Source organism: Nocardioides agri, from assembly GCF_013778305.1.
In the GTDB taxonomy this organism is placed as follows: Bacteria; Actinomycetota; Actinomycetes; order Propionibacteriales; family Nocardioidaceae; genus Nocardioides; species Nocardioides agri.
The window spans coordinates 3,435,971-3,452,073 of the sequence record NZ_JACEIC010000002.1 but is presented as its reverse complement, the minus strand read 5'-3'; the positions used below and the strand labels follow the sequence as shown (position 1 = coordinate 3,452,073).

Genomic DNA, 16,103 nt, shown 5'->3' with positions numbered 1-16,103 from the left:
CGGATCGGGGCGTCGTCGGCGTCGAAACAGTGCAAGCCCAGCCTAGGGCCTCGCGAGCGGCGACTGGGGTTCAGGGCGGGGTTCAGGGCTGGATCGCTCCCTCGTCGGCGCGGCTCTGCTCGAACCTCCGGTCGTCGACCCGACGGGCGGCGGAGCGGACCTGCCGGCCCGCGTCCGCCTCGACCGCGAGGCCGTCGACCAGCGCGCTGAACCGACGCTGCTCATCGGCCAGCAGCCCCGTCACCCGGCGCGCGAGGTCGGCCCGGCCGCGGGCGACGAGCTGCGCGGCGTGGGGCGCGCCGTAGACACCGTCGAGCAGGGTGGTCGCGAGATCGGCGCCGCTCGCGGCCGGGTCCGTCGCGTCGGCGGCGAGCACCGCGACCGCGACGGTGACGCTCAGGCCCCGGGTGCCGTGGGTCAGGTAGCGGGAGGTCGCCCGGTCGGGGTCGTCCGCGCGCACCAGCTCGGTGAGCTGCTGCTGCCAGGCCCGCACCTCGCCCTCGACCCGGCGGCGCAGGTCGCTGGACGCGCGGCCGAGACCGGCGCCCGCGGCGGACAGCACCTGGTCCGCGGTCCCCAGCTCCCGCCAGGCGGCCACGGTCGCGGTGGCCGCGGCCTCGGCGTGGTCGACCACGAGCAGCTCGACCGCCGACTCGATGGCGATGCTCACCCGGTCGGCCTGCTGGCCGGTGCCCTTGACCGCGCTCGCGATCCGGTCGCGCAGCCGGCCACCCTTGCCCTCGAGCGACCGCAGCAGCTCTCCGGTGCCGGCGAGCTCGCGCCACCGGCCGGCGACCTCGCCGCGCAGGAGGGTGGCGTCCGTGGCGGCGGCGAGCGTGGCCCGCTCCGCCTCGGCGTACGCCGTGGCCGCGGCGGACCGCAGGTCCTCGGCGGCGGCGACCTGGCCGCCCACCGCGTCGGCAATGGCATGCGCCTGCTGGGCCAGCAGACGCACGCTGCCGTCGAGGGTCTGCCGCACCACGGCGGACCGGGCGGTCGGGTCCTGGGCGAGCGAGACGAGCCAGGCCCGCACGTCGGCGACCAGCGTCGGGGCGAGCAGCCCGTCGGCGTCGACCGTCGACTCCGCGACGGTGAACAGCGGGGAGTCCTTGAGGCCGCGCGCCGCCAGCATCCGCGCCAGGTGGGCGGCGACGGTCGGCACTGCGTCGGGTGCGGTGCGGTCGAGGACGACCGCCACGGAGGTGCCGCGGTCGGCGGCCTGCTTGAGGTGCTGCCACGGCACCTGGTCGGAGTAGCGGGCCGCCGAGGTGACGAAGAGCCACAGGTCGGCGGCGGCGAGCAGCTGGGCGGCGAGCCGGCGGTTCTCGGCCTCGACGGAGTCCACGTCGGGTGCATCCAGGATCGCCAGGCCGGGCGGCACCGACTCGACGGCCACGAGCTGGAGCGAGCTCCGGTCGTCGGTCGAGTGGTCCACACGCACCAGCCCTGGCAGCAGCCGGTCCTGGCCGAACCACTGGGCGTCGTCGGGGTGGTGGACCAGCACGGGCGACCGCGTGGTGGGGCGCAGCAGACCGGGCGTCGTGACGCGGTGGCCGACGAGGGAGTTGACCAGGGTGGACTTGCCGGCGCCGGTGGAGCCGCCGACCACCACCAGCAGCGGGGCCGCGACCGTCATCTGCCTGGGCAGCAGGTAGTCCTCGAGCTGCGCGATCAGCTGCTCGCGCGCGGCGCGGAGCTCGACGGTCCCGGGCACGTCGAGCGGCAGCGGCGCAGCCTGCAGCGCGTCGTGCAGCTGCACGAGCGCCGTGAGCATGCGCGAGTCGTGGTCGGCCGGCGCCGTCATCTCGTGGGTACCACCTGTCCGGGGAAGGCGATCGAGGGTCGGAGACCGTCGATGCGCTGGAGGAACTGCTGCCCGCGGGCCGCGTAGTCCGGCGGCGGCGTGCCGCGGAGGTAACGGTAGTGGAGGAATCCGAGCTCGATGGCAGCCTGCTGATAGTCGCGCATCGCCCGCTCGGCGTCGCGACCCCCGCGCTGGCGTGCGTAGGCCCGGCTCCGCCGCCGCGCCGCGAGGTCCACGACCCAGCCGATGTCGGTCGCCGGGACCAGTCCCCGCGCCGCCGCGTCGGTGAGCGCGGCCTGCAGCATCCGGCGCTCGGCGCTGCGCGACCAGACCGCGAACGAGACCACCGTGATCAGCGCCGGCGTCATGAGCACGACGTACGCCGTGAGGAAGTGGCCGAGCCCCTCCGCGGTGGCGGCGTTCCACACCGCATGAGCGAGCACGGCACATCCGTACCCAGCGAGCGGCCAGAGCACCCGGCTGCGGGCCGTGCGTGAGCTGACGGCCAGCCCGACGCCGATGCCGATGAACGTCGTGAAGAGCGGGTGCGCGAACGGGCTGATCAGGCAGCGCACCACGAACGTCGCGGTGACCGCCTCGGTGCCGCCCGGCCCGGTGCCGTCGGTGCCGTTGTAGGCGGCCACCAGATAGAGGATGTTCTCGGTGAACGCGAAGCCGATGCCGACCATGCCGGCATAGACGATCCCGTCGAGGACGCCGTCGAGCTCGGCGCGGCGCCACCACAGCAGCAGGAGGAGGAAGAGCCCCTTGCACGCCTCCTCGGTGACGGGGGCGACGATCTCGAGGCTGTCGCGGTCGGAGAAGCCGCCGACCAGGCCGCCGAGACCCTGGAGCACCAGCGCCGCGGCGGTGGCGACGAAGCCGCCCCACAGCAGTCCGGCCGCGAGCAGGGCGCGGGGCTCGGGCTCGTAGCGGTCGAGCCAGAGGTAGGCCGCCACGAGCGGCCCGACGGGCACCGCGGCCAGCAGTGTCGCGAGCACGACGCTCCCCGGCGCCCCGGACAGCGCGAGGACCGCGAGCATCACCAGGGCACCGGCCACGGTCAGCACCGTCACGACGACCGTGAAGGCGACCGACGACGCGGCGCTCACACGGTGCGTTCCGGGCATGGACGGCAGCCTATCCGGGCGCGTCCTCCCGACCCGTGGCACGAGCCCCCGCGCGGCGTACAGTGTCGTCGTGAGCGACCAGACCACACCCGAGAGCACCGAGCCCAAGACGGAGTCGCACGACCCCGCCGTCCCGGCCGCGTACGCCGCCTTCATGCGCGAGGGCTGGGGCGACCGCGAGCTCGACCTGCCCGTCGCCGAGGTGGCCGCTCCGGCGGCCCGGCGCCGCCAGCGGCTGGCGGAGGCGTTCCCCGGCGAGCGGCTGGTGCTGCCGGCCGGCACCTACAAGGTGCGCGCCAACGACACCGACTACCGCTTCCGCCCCGACACCGCGCACACCTACTTCTCCGGCAACCAGACCAGCGACGCGGTGCTCGTGGTCGACGCCGGCGAGTCCGTGCTCTACGCCCGGCCGCGCTCCTCGCGGGAGACCGACGAGTTCTTCCGCGACCGGCAGTACGGCGAGCTGTGGGCCGGCCGCCGCCCGTCGCTGAAGGAGATCTCGGACTCGCTGCAGATCGAGGTCCGCCACCTCGACGAGCTGCCGTCGTTCGACGACGACCGCAAGACCCGGCACCTCGAGACCGACGCCGACCTCGCCCGGGTCGCCTCGGAGCTGCGGCTCATCAAGGACGAGTGGGAGGTGGCGCAGCTCCAGGAGGCGTGCGACATCACGACGCTCGGCTTCGAGGACTCCGTGCGCGAGTGGGACCGCGTGCTCGAGTTCGGCGAGCGCTGGATCGAGGGCACGTTCTTCCGCCGCGCCCGCGCGATGGGCAACGACATCGGCTACGACTCGATCGTCGGCGGCGGCAAGCACGCCACCACGCTGCACTGGATCGAGAACTCCGGCCCGATCACGCCGGGCGAGCTCGTGCTCCTCGACATGGGCGTCGAGAACCGCTCGCTCTACACCGCCGACGTCACCCGCACGATCCCGGTCGACGGCCGCTTCACCGACCTGCAGCGCCATCTCTACGACCTCGTCTACGCCGCCCAGCAGGCCGGCATCGAGGCGGTACGGCCCGGCGAGCCCTTCCGCGCGGCCCACCACGCCGCCATGGAGGTGCTCGCCCACGGGCTCGCCGACCTGAAGCTGCTCCCGGTCCCGGTCGAGGAGGCGCTCGACCCCGACAGCCGGGTCTACGCCCGCTGGACGCTGCACGGCACCAGCCACATGCTCGGCATGGACGTGCACGACTGCGGCCAGGCCGCGCCGTCGTCGTACGCCGAGGGCACGCTCGCCGAGGGCATGGTGCTCACCGTCGAGCCGGGCCTGTACTTCCAGGAGGACGACCTCCTGGTGCCCGAGGAGCTCCGTGGTGTCGGCATCCGGATCGAGGACGACATCCTGGTGACCGCCGACGGCTACCGGAACCTCAGCGCAGCCCTCCCCCGCACCTCGGCCGACGTCGAGGAGTGGATGGGCGGCCTGCGCGGCTGAGTAGGGCCGCGGCGTCGCGGGTACCGAGCGCGCGGGAGGCAACGATGTGCACGATCGAGTACGAGGCATTGCACCACCGGCTCCGCGTCTCCGGCCGCTGCGCTGACGACGCGGCCGCGGCGATCCGCGAGGCGATCGGCACCTACGGACGTGGCAGCGAGCGGCTCATCGTCGACCTGACCGCGCTGACCTCGCTCAGCGACGACGTCGCCGCCGCGATCGTGGCTGCGGGCGAGGAGGTCTCGCCCTGCCGGGTGACCGTCGTACGCAAGCACGGCTCCGACGTCGACCGGCTGCTCAGCGCGGCGCAGAGCAGCTGACCCGACTCCTGACCCTCAGAAAGCTCTCAGTCCGGGCCGCCACACTGAGACGGTGTCCCACCCCACCCTGCCCCCGCGTGCCCAGGCCGTCGTCGACCGCTTCGAGACCTGGTCGGACGCCGGTCCCGCGCGACGCGTCGGCGTGCAGGCGCTGGTGACCATCGGTGGTCCACTGGTCGTCCTGGCGGGCATCGCGATGCTGGTGCTCCCCGGCCCGGGCCTCGTGGTGATCGCCCTGGGTCTCGCGCTGCTGGCGCTGGAGTACGAGTGGGCGCGCACCGGCCTCGCCTGGATGGGCCGCGGGCTGGCCCGCGCCAAGCAGGCGGCGCTGCCGACGGGCGCCTCCCCCCTGCGACGGCTCACCGGCCTGCTCGGCACCGCCGGGTTCCTGGTCGCCACCACCCTGCTCACCGGCGCGATCACCGCCTTCGTCGGATCGCTCGCGATCTTCTGACGCCTCGGCGCCTTCACCCAGTTCGGGCGGTCCAGGCCGTGGCGCGACGTGGTGTCCTACGAGGGTGGCACCGCAGACCACCTCGTCCTGGCGCGCGCTGGGACGCGCGGTGCCCGGCATCGCGACCCTGCGGTCCTACCGGCCCTCGCTGTTCGGGAAGGACCTCGTCGCCGGCCTGGTGGTGACGACGCTCCTCATCCCCCAGGGCATGGCGTACGCCGAGCTCGCCGGGCTGCCGGCCATCACCGGGCTCTACACGACGATCCTCGCGCTGCTCGGCTACGCGCTGTTCGGCCCGTCGCGCGTCCTCGTCCTCGGCCCGGACTCCTCGCTGGGACCGATGATCGCCGCGACCGTCCTCCCCCTCGTCGCCGCCGACGGCAGCCCCGAGACCGCGGTCGCCTACGCCTCCGTGCTCGCGCTCATGGTCGGCGCGATCACGGTGCTCGCCGGCGTCCTCGAGCTCGGCTTCGTCGCCGACCTCCTCTCGAGACCCACCCAGATCGGGTACATGAACGGCCTCGCGCTCACCATCATGGTCGGGCAGCTCCCCAAGCTCTTCGGGTTCTCGGTCGACGCAGACAGCCTGCTCGCCGAAGCCGCGGCGTTCGTGCAGGCCGTGGCGGACGGCGAGACGGTGGGCGCGGCACTCGCGGTCGGCGTCGCCTGCCTGGCCCTGATCGTCGTCCTCCAGCGGGTGTGGCCGGTCTTCCCGAGCGTGCTCGGCGCGGTCGTGCTCGCGATCGCGGCCGTCACCGTCTTCGACCTCGAGGACCGCGGCGTGAGCCTGGTTGGCGAGCTGCCGGCCGGGTTCCCGCCGTTCACGATCCCGACCGTGCCGCTCGAGGACCTCATGCTGCTCTTCGCCGGAGCCCTCGGCATCGCGCTGGTCTCCCTCACCGACACGATCTCGACCGCGTCGGTGTTCGCCCAGAAGACCGGCACGGAGGTCGACGGCAACCGCGAGATGATCGGCGTCGGCGCGGCCAGCGTCGCGGCCGGCCTGTTCCAGGGGTTCCCGGTCAGCACGAGCGGCTCCCGGACGGCGGTCGCCTTCCAGAGCGGGTCGCGGACCCAGGTCACCGGCCTGGTCGGCGCCGCCGCGATCGTCGCCATGCTGCTGTTCGCGCCCGGCCTGCTGCGCAACCTCCCTCAGCCCGCACTCGCCGCCGTGGTCATCGCCGCGTCGCTGTCACTCGCCGACATCGCCGGGCTGCGTCGGCTGCACCGCCAGCGTCGCTCGGACTTCGTGCTCGCGGTCGTGGCGTTCCTCGGCGTCGCGCTGCTCGGCGTGCTGCCGGGCATCGCGGTGGCCGTCGGCATGTCGATCCTCAACGTCTTCCGCCGGGTCTGGTGGCCCCACCAGGCGGTGCTCGGGCGGGCCAGCGGCCTGCGCGGCTACCACGACACGGCGTACCACCCGACCACCGAGCACCTGCCCCGCCTCGCGATCTACCGCTTCGACGCCCCGCTGCTGTTCGCCAATGCGCGCACGTTCCGCGACCAGGTCCGACGGCTCGGCGCGATCGAGCCCACCCCGCGGTGGATCATCGTCGCCGCCGAGTCGATCACCGACGTCGACACCACGGCGGCCGACATGCTCGAGGACCTCGAGCAGGAGCTCGCGGAGGCGGGGACGCGACTCGTCTTCGCGGAGCTCAAGGACGCGGTCCGGGCCAAGATGAAGGCCTACGAGCTGAACCGGACGGTCCACGCCGACCAGTTCTACCCGACCGTCCGCACGGCGGTGGAGGCCTACGCGAGCGCGGAAGGCGTCGACTGGGAGCCCGGCCCCAGTGCCTACCGCCTGGACTGAGCGGCGCGCCTACCCGCCGACGTGGACCTGCGGCCGACGGGCCTCGTCAGGCTCCGCCTTGCGGAGGATCTCGTGCGTGAGCGGCGGGATGTCGCCCTCGCCGGCGAGCAGGAACCGCAGGACGTTGTCGCCGGGCGACCGCTCGCTCCAGTCGAAGTAGACGTGCGGCACCTGGGTGTCGAGGTCGCGCACGTGCAGCAGGAACGCCGCGATCACGTTCGGCACGCTGGAGCCGGTCGCCCTCAGCACCCGGTGCGACCCGACGTCGACGGCGCTGACCTCGACGCGGGTGGCGAACTCGCTGGCGTCGGTGACCGCGACCTCGAGGAAGACGCGGTCGTCGCGCTCGCCGAGGTGCGTGTCGTAGGAGACGTCGGCGAGCTTGACGTCGTACTCCTCGGTGTCGCCGGCCTGGCGCTTGTTGGCGATGAAGCGGATCGGGCGCGGGTCGGCGATCGAGGCGTCCAGCACCCGCTGGGCGCCCTCGTCGACGACGACCTCGTGCACCCGCAGCTCGGTGCTGCGGGTCACCCGGGAGTAGACGCTGACGACGACGATCATCACCACGAAGATCAGCGCGATCAGCAGGCCCTCCGGGCGGTCGAGGATCGTGACCGTGATCGTGTAGAGGAAGATCAGGCTGACCACGCCGAAGAACGCCGCGCTCCCCCGGCGCCCGCGCCGCCACTCCGTCAGCGTGACGGCCACGGCGGCCGAGGTCATCAGCGCCAGCACGCCGGTCGCGTAGGCGCCCGCCTGCGCGTCGACGTCGGCGTCGAACAGGATCGTGACCACGGCGGCGACGACGGTGAAGACGACGGTGAGCGGCCGGGTCAGCCGCGCCCAGTCCGGCGCCATGCCGTAGCGAGGCAGGTAGCGCGGCACGATGTTGAGCAGGCCCGCCATGGCGCTGGCACCGGCGAACCAGAGGATCAGGATCGTCGAGGCGTCGTAGAGCGTGCCGAGCCCCTCGCCGAAGCTCTCGTGCGCGAGGTAGGCCAGCGCCCGGCCGTTGGCCGCGCCGCCCTCCTGGAACTCGTCGGCTGGGATGAGCAGCGTCGTGACCAGCGACGACCCGAGCAGCATCACGCTCATGATCAGCGCGGCGCCCGCGAGGAGCTTCTTGGTGTTGCGGATCCGGCCGAGCGGCTGCTCCTGGGTGTCGGCCGGATCGCCCTCGACGAGCGGCATCACGACCACGCCGGTCTCGAACCCGGACAGGCCGAGCGCGAGCGAGGGGAAGGCGATGAGTGCGGCGCCGATGACCGCGAACGTCGTGTCGTGCTCGACCCGGATCGCCGCGCGCCAGTCCGAGAAGACGTCCGGGTGCGTGACCACCTCGACCAGCCCGTCGACCACCACGACCGCGCTCAGGCCGATGTAGATCACCACCAGCACGACGGCGATCCCGATCGCGTCCTGGAAGCCCTTGAGGAACACCGCTCCCAGCGACAGCAGCAGCGCCAGCGTCACGATCACCTCGCGGCCCTGGAGCGCGTCGTGGAGGAACGGGTTCTCGACCATGTGGGCGGTCGCGTCGGCGGACGAGAGGGTGATCGTGATGACGAAGCCGGTGGCGACGAACCCGAGCAGTGCGAGCACGAGCAGCTTGCTCGGCCAGTAGGCCAGCAGCCGCTCCAGCATCGAGAGGCTGCCGTCGCCGTGCGGGCTCTCCTCCGCCACCCGGCGGTACATCGGCAGCGCCGCGAAGAGCGTCACCAGCACCAGCACCAGCGTGGCGAAGGGCGCGATCGCGCCGGCCGCGAGCGCGGCGATGCCGGGCTGGTAGCCGAGCGTCGAGAAGTAGTCGACGCCGGTCAGGCACATCACCCGGTACCACTTGTGGACGTGCTGGTGCGGCCGGGCCTCGGCCTCGCTCTCGTAGAAGCCTTCCGGCTCCGGCTCCTGCTGCGACAGCAGCCACGTCTTCAAGCGTGCTGCTGCCATCGAGCCTGCCTCTGGCGAGGTGAAGGGACGATCGGCAGCCTAGCCGGAGGCCGGACCCGCGGACGGGACCTTGGTGTCGGGGTCCCAGGTGAAGACGTAGTTCCCGCCACCGGGCGGCACACTCAGCGAGAGGTTGCCGCCGTTGGGCGCGCCGCCGGCCCCGTAGTTCTCGGTCCACGAGTCGTTGACCGCGATCTTCCACTCGTAGGCACCCTCCGGGAGGTGGAACGTGCCTCGCCAGATCCCGTCGACCGGGTCGAGCACGAGGTGCGTGGCCGCGCAGTCGGGCTGCCAGTCGCCGGTGCAGCCGATCTCGGACTGCAGGGAGCCGGCCACCGTCACGGTCGGCTGGACGGACCTCACCGTCACCGGCTCGCTCGTGACGTCGGGCGCGCCGCGCTCGTGCAGGATCGCCCGGTAGGTCAGCTCGGTGCCCGTCGGCAGCGCGGAGAGGTCGTCGTCGTAGCGGTACCACGGCGAGCTCGTGTCGGTGCCGAGCGTCGTCCACGCGCCGGTGCCGATCCGGCGCTGGAACGTGACCGACTGGGTCGTCCGCTCCGGGTCGACGAACGCCTCGACCGGCACCCGGTCGCTGGCGATCACGGTGCCGCCGGTCGGGTGGACCATGCGGATGGTCGGGGCCGGCACCCGGACCGTGCGGGCCGACGCGCCACGGGTGTGGCCGGCGTTGTCGATCACCGCTGCGCGGTAGGCGACCGGAGTGCCGGTGCGGAGCGTGCTCACGTCGTCGAAGACCTGGTAGGGCGCGGAGTCGTCCGTGCCGATCGTGCGCCACGGGCCGTGGCCGAGCCGGCGCTGGAAGGTGACCTCGTAGAACGACGATCCGTCGACTGTTGCGGTGACCTGCATCCGACCGCGGTCGACCGCGCTCGGCTGCGGCTCGCCCAGGACGAGGCCAGGGGCGCGCGGCGAGCGCGGGATCGCCCGGTCGGAGGCGTAGACGACCGTCGACAGCGCGGGGACGGTCAGGCCGAGCTCGCGGTCGCCGTCGGTGGACAGCCGGGCCGGGCCCTCGCCGTACACGCGGGTGAAGCGGCCGTTGTCGACGTAGGTCGGCACGTCGGCGGAGGCGGACTGCTCGCTGTTGTTGAGCGCGACGACGTACTCGCGCTGGCTGCGGCGGTCGAAGCGCGAGAACGCCAGCACGCCCGGGGCGGCGGACGAGGAGCGCACCTGCTGGGCTCCCGAGCGCAGCGCGGGGTGCTGGGCAGTGAGCGCCGACAGGCCCGCGATCGCCTGGTAGAGCGGGTGCCCGGCGACGTAGTTGTCGACGGCCGGGGTGCGGTCGGTGCCGATCTGGTCGTCGTCCTGGTAGGAGGCGACCCGGCTGGCGAACATCGTCTGGCGGGCGTCCTGGTCACCGCCGGCGCCCGTGAAGCCCTGCTCGTCGCCGTAGTAGACGATCGGGTTGCCGCGGGAGAGGTACATCAGCTGGTGCGCCAGCACGTCGCGGGCAAGCAGCTCGGAGTCGCCGGCGCCGCCGTTGTCGACCTGCAGGAACCGCCCGAACCGGCCCATGTCGTGGTTGCCGAGGAACGTCGGGAGCGAGTACGCGTTGGAGTCGGCGTCGGTGTACCAGTCGTCGTTGGTGAAGAAGTCGGCCAGCTCCCGCGTGGGCCGGCTCTTGGACGCGAAGCCGCGCGCGGCGTCCTGGAACGGGAAGTCGAGGACCGCCTGCATGCCGTTGTGGCCCGTGTAGTGCGAGGTGAACGCCTTGGCAGCGGGGCCGCTGCCGTCGAGGGCGACCTCGCCGAACATGAAGAAGTCGCGCTTCCCGTGCCGCTTGGCGTAGTCGAGGATCCCCGGCCCGAACTCCTGCCAGAACTCGTCGTTGACGTGCTTCATCGTGTCGATGCGGAAGCCGTCGATGCCGAGCTCGCGGACCCAGGCGCGGTAGATGTCGACCATGCCGTCCACGACCTCGGGCCGCTCGGTGAAGAGGTCGTCGAGACCGAAGAAGTCGCCGTACTGGCTGTCCTCGTCGTCGCGGACGAAGTCCGTGTCGCCGCGGTTGTGGTACATCGTCGTGTCATTGAGCCAGGCCGGGACCTTGAGGTCCTGCTCGGCCGGGTCGAGCACCGGGACGTTGGGGAACGACGTCGCCGGGTCGAGGTCCGGGAAGCGGTTGCTGCCGGCGTAGTCCCGGTCGTCGAACACCCGGCCGTCGGCGGTGCGGTAGGGCACCGTGTCCTTGGAGGTGTAGCTCTTGCGCGGGCTGTCCGCGTAGCCGACGACGTCGGCGGTGTGGTTGGTGATGATGTCGAAGTAGACCTTCATCCCCCGCGCGTGCGCGGCGTCGACGAGGTCGGCCATCTCGGCGTTGGTGCCCAGGTGCGGGTCGACCTGGGTGAAGTCGGTGATCCAGTAGCCGTGGTAGCCCGCCGACGGGCCGTCCTCGAGCTGGACCGCCTTGTTCTTGAACACCGGCGTGAGCCAGATGGCGTCGGTCCCGAGCCCCTCGATGTAGTCGAGCCGGTCCTTGAGACCCGCCAGGTCGCCGCCGTTGTAGAAGCCCTTGGACGTGGGGTCGAAGCCGCTCACGAGCCGGTCCGGGCCCAACCCGCCGTCGTCGTTGCCCGTGTCGCCGTTGGCGAACCGGTCCCACATCACGAAATAGAAGTCCTCGCCGGCCGGACCGGCGCGCAGCGCGTGCCCGGCGTACGACGCGGAGTCACCGCCAGACGGGTGGTGGTGGCCGCCTCGCCCGGCGGTGGCCGGCGCGACGGGCGCGAGCAGGCCCACGGCGAGCACGGCGGCGGACAAGGTGACGGCACGAGACGACAGGCGCATCAGGACTCCCGAGTGATCCAGGCCACAGGCGTGGCCTGCCCAACCTAGACATCGGGTCCGACACCGGACAACCCGCAATTTGTGTGGGTCGGTCGCGCGGGCCTTCGAGATCACCACTGCCACGACGGACCCTTGAGACCGCACATCGGGTGCGACAGTCTTGGACCGTGACCGGCGACGTCGTGGACATCAACGAGAAGTTCGACCTGTTCTCCGAGCGCTGGTCTCCCAAGCTGGTGGCCAGCCTGAACGACTACGAGGTCAAGCTGGTCAAGATCCAGGGCGAGTTCGTGTGGCACACGCACGAGGACACCGACGAGCTGTTCCTCGTGGTCGACGGCCGGCTGACGATCCAGCTGCGTGACCGCGACGTCGTGCTCGGACCGGGTCAGCTCTTCGTGGTGCCGCGCGGGGTCGAGCACTGCCCCCGCGCGGACGACGAGGTCAAGGTCCTGCTCCTCGAGCCGGCTGGGGTGGTCAACACCGGTGACGCCGGGGGCGACCTGACAGCCGTCGTCGAGGCGATGTGACGCACCGACCGGTCGTGCTCGCGAGGGATGGGCGTTCCGCGTTGTGGGTAGCGTCCTGAGATGGACCCGGAAGCGTCGAGTCAGCAAGAGCCCGCCTGGCCCCGACGGTGCCAGCACTGTGGGCACGAGCTCGCGTCAGTGGTGACGGACGTGTTCCCCGGTGGCGACGAGCAGCTGGACATACCGGTGGCGCAGGACGTCTGCCCGAACCCGGATTGCCCGGCCAACCGTACCGGGAGCGACGACACAGCGGGGCCGGGAGTCGGCTAGGGCGACGACCGCTCGTCGTCACTGTCCCGCACCCTCGGGAATGGTGCGTCCGGCCGGCGCGAGCGGCGCCGGACAGCGGCCCGAACGGCTGGCCCCGTTCGCACCGCCCACTCCAGGGAGGGCTCCGGCCTCTCGAAAAGCGCGTTCAGAGAGCCTGGCAACGACGTAGCCTCGCCCGCATGTGGGTTGGACGGGGCGGCTGTCGCCGCACGCGGACGCGCAGGTCGCGGCTGGCGGCGACGACCGCGCTCGCGTCGGCGACGCTGGCCGTGCTGCCGGCTGCTGCGTCGTACGCCGACGCCGGCGTGCTCGACACGGCGTACGGCGACGGCGGCGTGGCCGTGCACGCGTGGGCGAAGCCCTGGACTCGGGGATTCGCGTCGGCGGCGCAGGCAGACGGCAAGGTCGTGGTGGTCGGTGACCACTCCGTCCCCGCCGTCGACGGGACCGAGTGGGCGGTGGTCCGCCTGACCGCGGACGGACAACGCGACGCGGACTTCGGCACCGATGGATTCGTCGGGACGTCGTTCAGCGGGTTCGGCGGCGGCGGCACGAATCGCGCCGAGGCCGTGATGGTCGACGCCGAGGGTCGCATCCTGGTGGCCGGGATCGGGCGCAAGGAGGGCACGCAGCACGGCTTCCTCGTGAGGTACCTGAGCACCGGCGGCCTCGACCCCGACTTCGCGCAGGGTGGAGTCGCGGACCTCGGTCAGCGCTTCTTCCCGACGAGCCTCGCCTCCCGTCCCGACCTGGGTGTCGCCGTGGCCGGCGGCATGCTCCCCGAGGTCGCCTCCCCGGCTTTCGTGTCCCGCGTGGACGCCTTCACGTCCACCGGTCAGCCCGACGCGACGTTCGACGGCGACGGCACCGCACTCTTCGACCTCTCCCGAGACGCCACCCGCGACAGTGAGCCACGCGCCCTGCTCGGCCGCGCCGACGGCAGTCTGGTCCTCGCCGGCAACGCCGGGATCGACGGCGCCGACGGGTTCATGCTCGCCTACGTCACTCCCGACGGGAAGCTGCGGGACGCGGCCGTGCACCAGGTCGGCTCGGGAGGGGCGGCCTTCGCTCGCGCCTTGGCGGAGGGGCCGCACGGCACCGTCGTCGCCGCCGGTTACGCGCGCGAGGCGAGCACCGACGCGGACCAGCTCGCGTTGGCCCGCTACGACGACAAGGCATCACTGGATCCGGGCTTCGGCGTGGGCGGCATCCGCCTCGACCGCCTCGACGACTCCGGCTCCTCCCGCGCGTTCGGCGTCGCAGTCGGGGAGAAGGGCCAGGTGCTCGCAGGCGGCGGTACGTCGGGCTCGTTCGTGCTGGCCAGGTACCTCGAGTCCGGCGACCGGGACACGGGGTTCGGGCAGGGGGGTGTCGTGCAGACGGCGATCGCCGGCGCCGATCCCAGCTCGATGGCGCTCCTCCCTGGCCAGGATGCCGCCGTGCTGGCAGGCAGCGTCGGAGACCAGATCGGGGCGGTCCGCTACCTCGGCGCCCTCGGCTCGGTGGCTGGGCCGGTCCTGCCGGTCGCCTCGATCGCGGATGTGTCCGTACCGGAGGGCACGGGCGGCACGAGCACCGCCAGGTTGACCGTGAGCCTCTCGAGCACGCCATCGAGCCCGGTGCAGCTCTCCTGGGCGACGTCCGACTGGACCGCCGTCTCCCCCGAGGACTACGCGACAGCGTCCGGAACCCTGACCATCCCGGCGGGCGAGAGCAGCGGGACGCTGTCAGTCGACCTCGTGCCCGACGCGACCGATGAGCCCGACGAGAGCTTCACCGTGGCGCTGTCGTCGGCCGTGGGCGCGACGATCGGTGACGGAACCGCGTCCGTCACGATCGGTGACGACGACGACGCGGCGCCACTGTCCGTGGTGTCGGTCCAGGACGCGCCCACTGTCTCCGAGGGCAGCGTCCTGGAGTTCCCCCTCACCCTGAGCGGACCCCAGACCGTCGACTCCACCGTGTGGCTGTCCACCACCGGCGGCACCGCCACCGCCGGCACCGACTACGTAGCCCGCACCCACGAAGAGGTCGTCATCCCCGCCGGCCAGACCACCGGCTTCTTCACCGTCACCACGCTGGACGACCCCCTCGTCGAGCCCGACGAGACCCTCACCGTCGAGATCAAGGGAGGCAGCAACGTCTCCCTCGGCACCCCGTCCAGCGCCACGGGCACCATCCACAGCACGGACCTGCCCCCGGCGGCCGCCTCGGTCGGCACCCCGGCGGCCGTCGAGGAGGGCGAGGTCCTGCGGTTCCCGATCACCCTCAGCCGACCCCAGAACGTGAACTCCTCCGTGCGGCTGTCCACCGCCGGCGGCACCGCCACCGCCGGCGCCGACTACGTGGCCCGCACCCTGGAGGAGATCGTCATCCCGGCCGGCCAGACCACGGGCTTCTTCGAGGTCACCACCCTCGACGACTCCCTCGTCGAGCCCGACGAGACCCTCACCGTCGAGATCAGGGGAGGCACCAACATCTCCCTCGGCACCCCGTCCAGCGCCACGGGCACCATCCACAGCACGGACCTGCCCCCGGCGGCCGCCTCGGTCGGCACCCCGGCGGCCGTCGAGGAGGGCGAGGCCCTGCGGTTCCCGATCACCCTCAGCCGAACCCAGAACGTGAACTCCTCCGTACGGTTGTCCACCGCCGGCGGCACCGCCACCGCCGGCACCGACTACGTGGCCCGCACCCTGCAGGAGATCGTCATCCCCGCCGGCCAGACCACGGGCTTCTTCGAGGTCACCACCACCGCCGACACCACCCTGGAAGGTGACGAGACCGTCACCGTCGAGATCAGGGGAGGCACCAACATCTCCCTCGGCACCCCGTCCAAAACCACCGGCACCATCCGTGATCCCGTCACCGCGCCCAGCACCGATCGCGTCCTGACCGGCAGGGTGGTCGGGACCGTTCTCTACCGGGTGCCGGGCCACCCCACCTGGGTCCAGCTGACACACCCGACCCCGCTGCCCATGGGGACCCTGCTCGACGCCTCCGACGGCACGCTGCTGGTCAAGTACGCCGTACCCCGCGCCAAGCCCGCTGGCACCCGAAGCAGTCGTCTGGCTGCGAGCCGGACGCAGACGGTGACACTCACCGGTGGAACGCTCGAGCTCACGCGCCGCCACGGCATCCCGACGCTCACCCTGGCGGGCGGCGCCCCCTCCGGCTGCCACGGTTCCGCCATCGTGCACCGAACGGTCGTCTCCTCCAGCGGGCGCACGAACATCACCGCCGAGTACGCCAGGATCGCGCTCCGCAGGGGCAAGGTCGACGTCGTGGACCGGTGCACCACGACGCGAGTGTCGCTGAGGTCCGGCGTCGCCGCGGCTGCTCCCCGCACCAAGCGGACAGCGTGGCGTGTCCTGGAGGTCGGCCGGCCCATCCTGTTCCGGCGCTGATCGGTCTCGTCAGGGGCGCGGACGCGCTCCAGGTGAGGCATACCGTCGCGATTGCCCGTCCCTGGGCGCCGTGCCGGCGTGGCTCGAGGAACCGCGGCACGGCCAGTGCCTCCCCCCGAGGCGCCGGTACGACCCGAGCTCGTCCGTCGGGCCGTACCGCGGTGTTCCTAGGT

General features: G+C 72.4%; 10 protein-coding genes. 6 read left to right on the top strand and 4 right to left on the bottom strand.

From position 1 onward, the window contains the following. Positions 1-82: 82 nt before the first annotated feature. A complete protein-coding gene (locus HZF07_RS21375) occupies positions 83-1,804 on the bottom strand; it encodes a dynamin family protein (protein ID WP_232523083.1) in 1,722 nt (573 codons plus the stop codon). Next, entirely contained in the window at positions 1,801-2,934 is a 1,134-nt protein-coding gene (locus HZF07_RS21370; RefSeq protein WP_157344342.1) for a PrsW family intramembrane metalloprotease, read from the bottom strand. The genes HZF07_RS21375 and HZF07_RS21370 overlap by 4 nt, the downstream gene beginning before the upstream one ends. Positions 2,935-3,004: 70 nt before the next feature. Here HZF07_RS21370 and HZF07_RS21365 point away from each other — a divergent pair, with 70 nt between their 5' ends. The 4 genes from HZF07_RS21365 to HZF07_RS21350 all read left to right on the top strand — a co-directional run bounded on the left by HZF07_RS21365 (position 3,005) and on the right by HZF07_RS21350 (position 6,968). Then, positions 3,005-4,378 carry an aminopeptidase P family protein gene (locus tag HZF07_RS21365; RefSeq protein ID WP_309504880.1) on the top strand — a complete coding sequence of 458 codons (1,374 nt, stop codon included), beginning with the start codon at positions 3,005-3,007 and terminating at the stop codon, positions 4,376-4,378. Positions 4,379-4,422: 44 nt separating this feature from the next. Beyond that, a complete protein-coding gene (locus tag HZF07_RS21360) occupies positions 4,423-4,698 on the top strand; it encodes a hypothetical protein (RefSeq protein WP_157344340.1) in 276 nt (91 codons plus the stop codon). Between the two features lie 52 nt (positions 4,699-4,750). After that, positions 4,751-5,152 (top strand): PGPGW domain-containing protein, encoded by a 402-nt coding sequence (locus HZF07_RS21355; protein ID WP_181645472.1) that lies wholly within the window; start codon positions 4,751-4,753, stop codon positions 5,150-5,152. Positions 5,153-5,216: 64 nt separating this feature from the next. Continuing rightward, complete coding sequence (locus HZF07_RS21350; protein WP_309504879.1) at positions 5,217-6,968, top strand: SulP family inorganic anion transporter; 1,752 nt, start codon at positions 5,217-5,219, stop codon at positions 6,966-6,968. Between the two features lie 9 nt (positions 6,969-6,977). Here the strand turns inward: HZF07_RS21350 and HZF07_RS21345 are convergent, their stop codons facing one another. After that, a complete protein-coding gene (locus HZF07_RS21345) occupies positions 6,978-8,915 on the bottom strand; it encodes an APC family permease (RefSeq protein ID WP_157344339.1) in 1,938 nt (645 codons plus the stop codon). Positions 8,916-8,954: 39 nt separating this feature from the next. Then, positions 8,955-11,726, bottom strand: a complete 2,772-nt coding sequence (locus tag HZF07_RS21340; protein WP_157344338.1) for an alpha-amylase family glycosyl hydrolase — start codon at positions 11,724-11,726, stop codon at positions 8,955-8,957. A gap of 167 nt (positions 11,727-11,893) precedes the next feature. Between HZF07_RS21340 and HZF07_RS21335 the strand changes: the two genes are divergently transcribed. Together HZF07_RS21335 and HZF07_RS21330 are read left to right on the top strand one after the other, a co-directional pair. Beyond that, on the top strand, positions 11,894-12,256 hold the full coding sequence (locus HZF07_RS21335; protein ID WP_181645471.1) for a cupin domain-containing protein: 363 nt from the start codon (positions 11,894-11,896) through the stop codon (positions 12,254-12,256). A 449-nt stretch (positions 12,257-12,705) separates the two neighbouring features. Continuing rightward, on the top strand, positions 12,706-15,930 hold the full coding sequence (locus tag HZF07_RS21330; RefSeq protein ID WP_157344336.1) for a Calx-beta domain-containing protein: 3,225 nt from the start codon (positions 12,706-12,708) through the stop codon (positions 15,928-15,930). Positions 15,931-16,103: the final 173 nt, after the last annotated feature.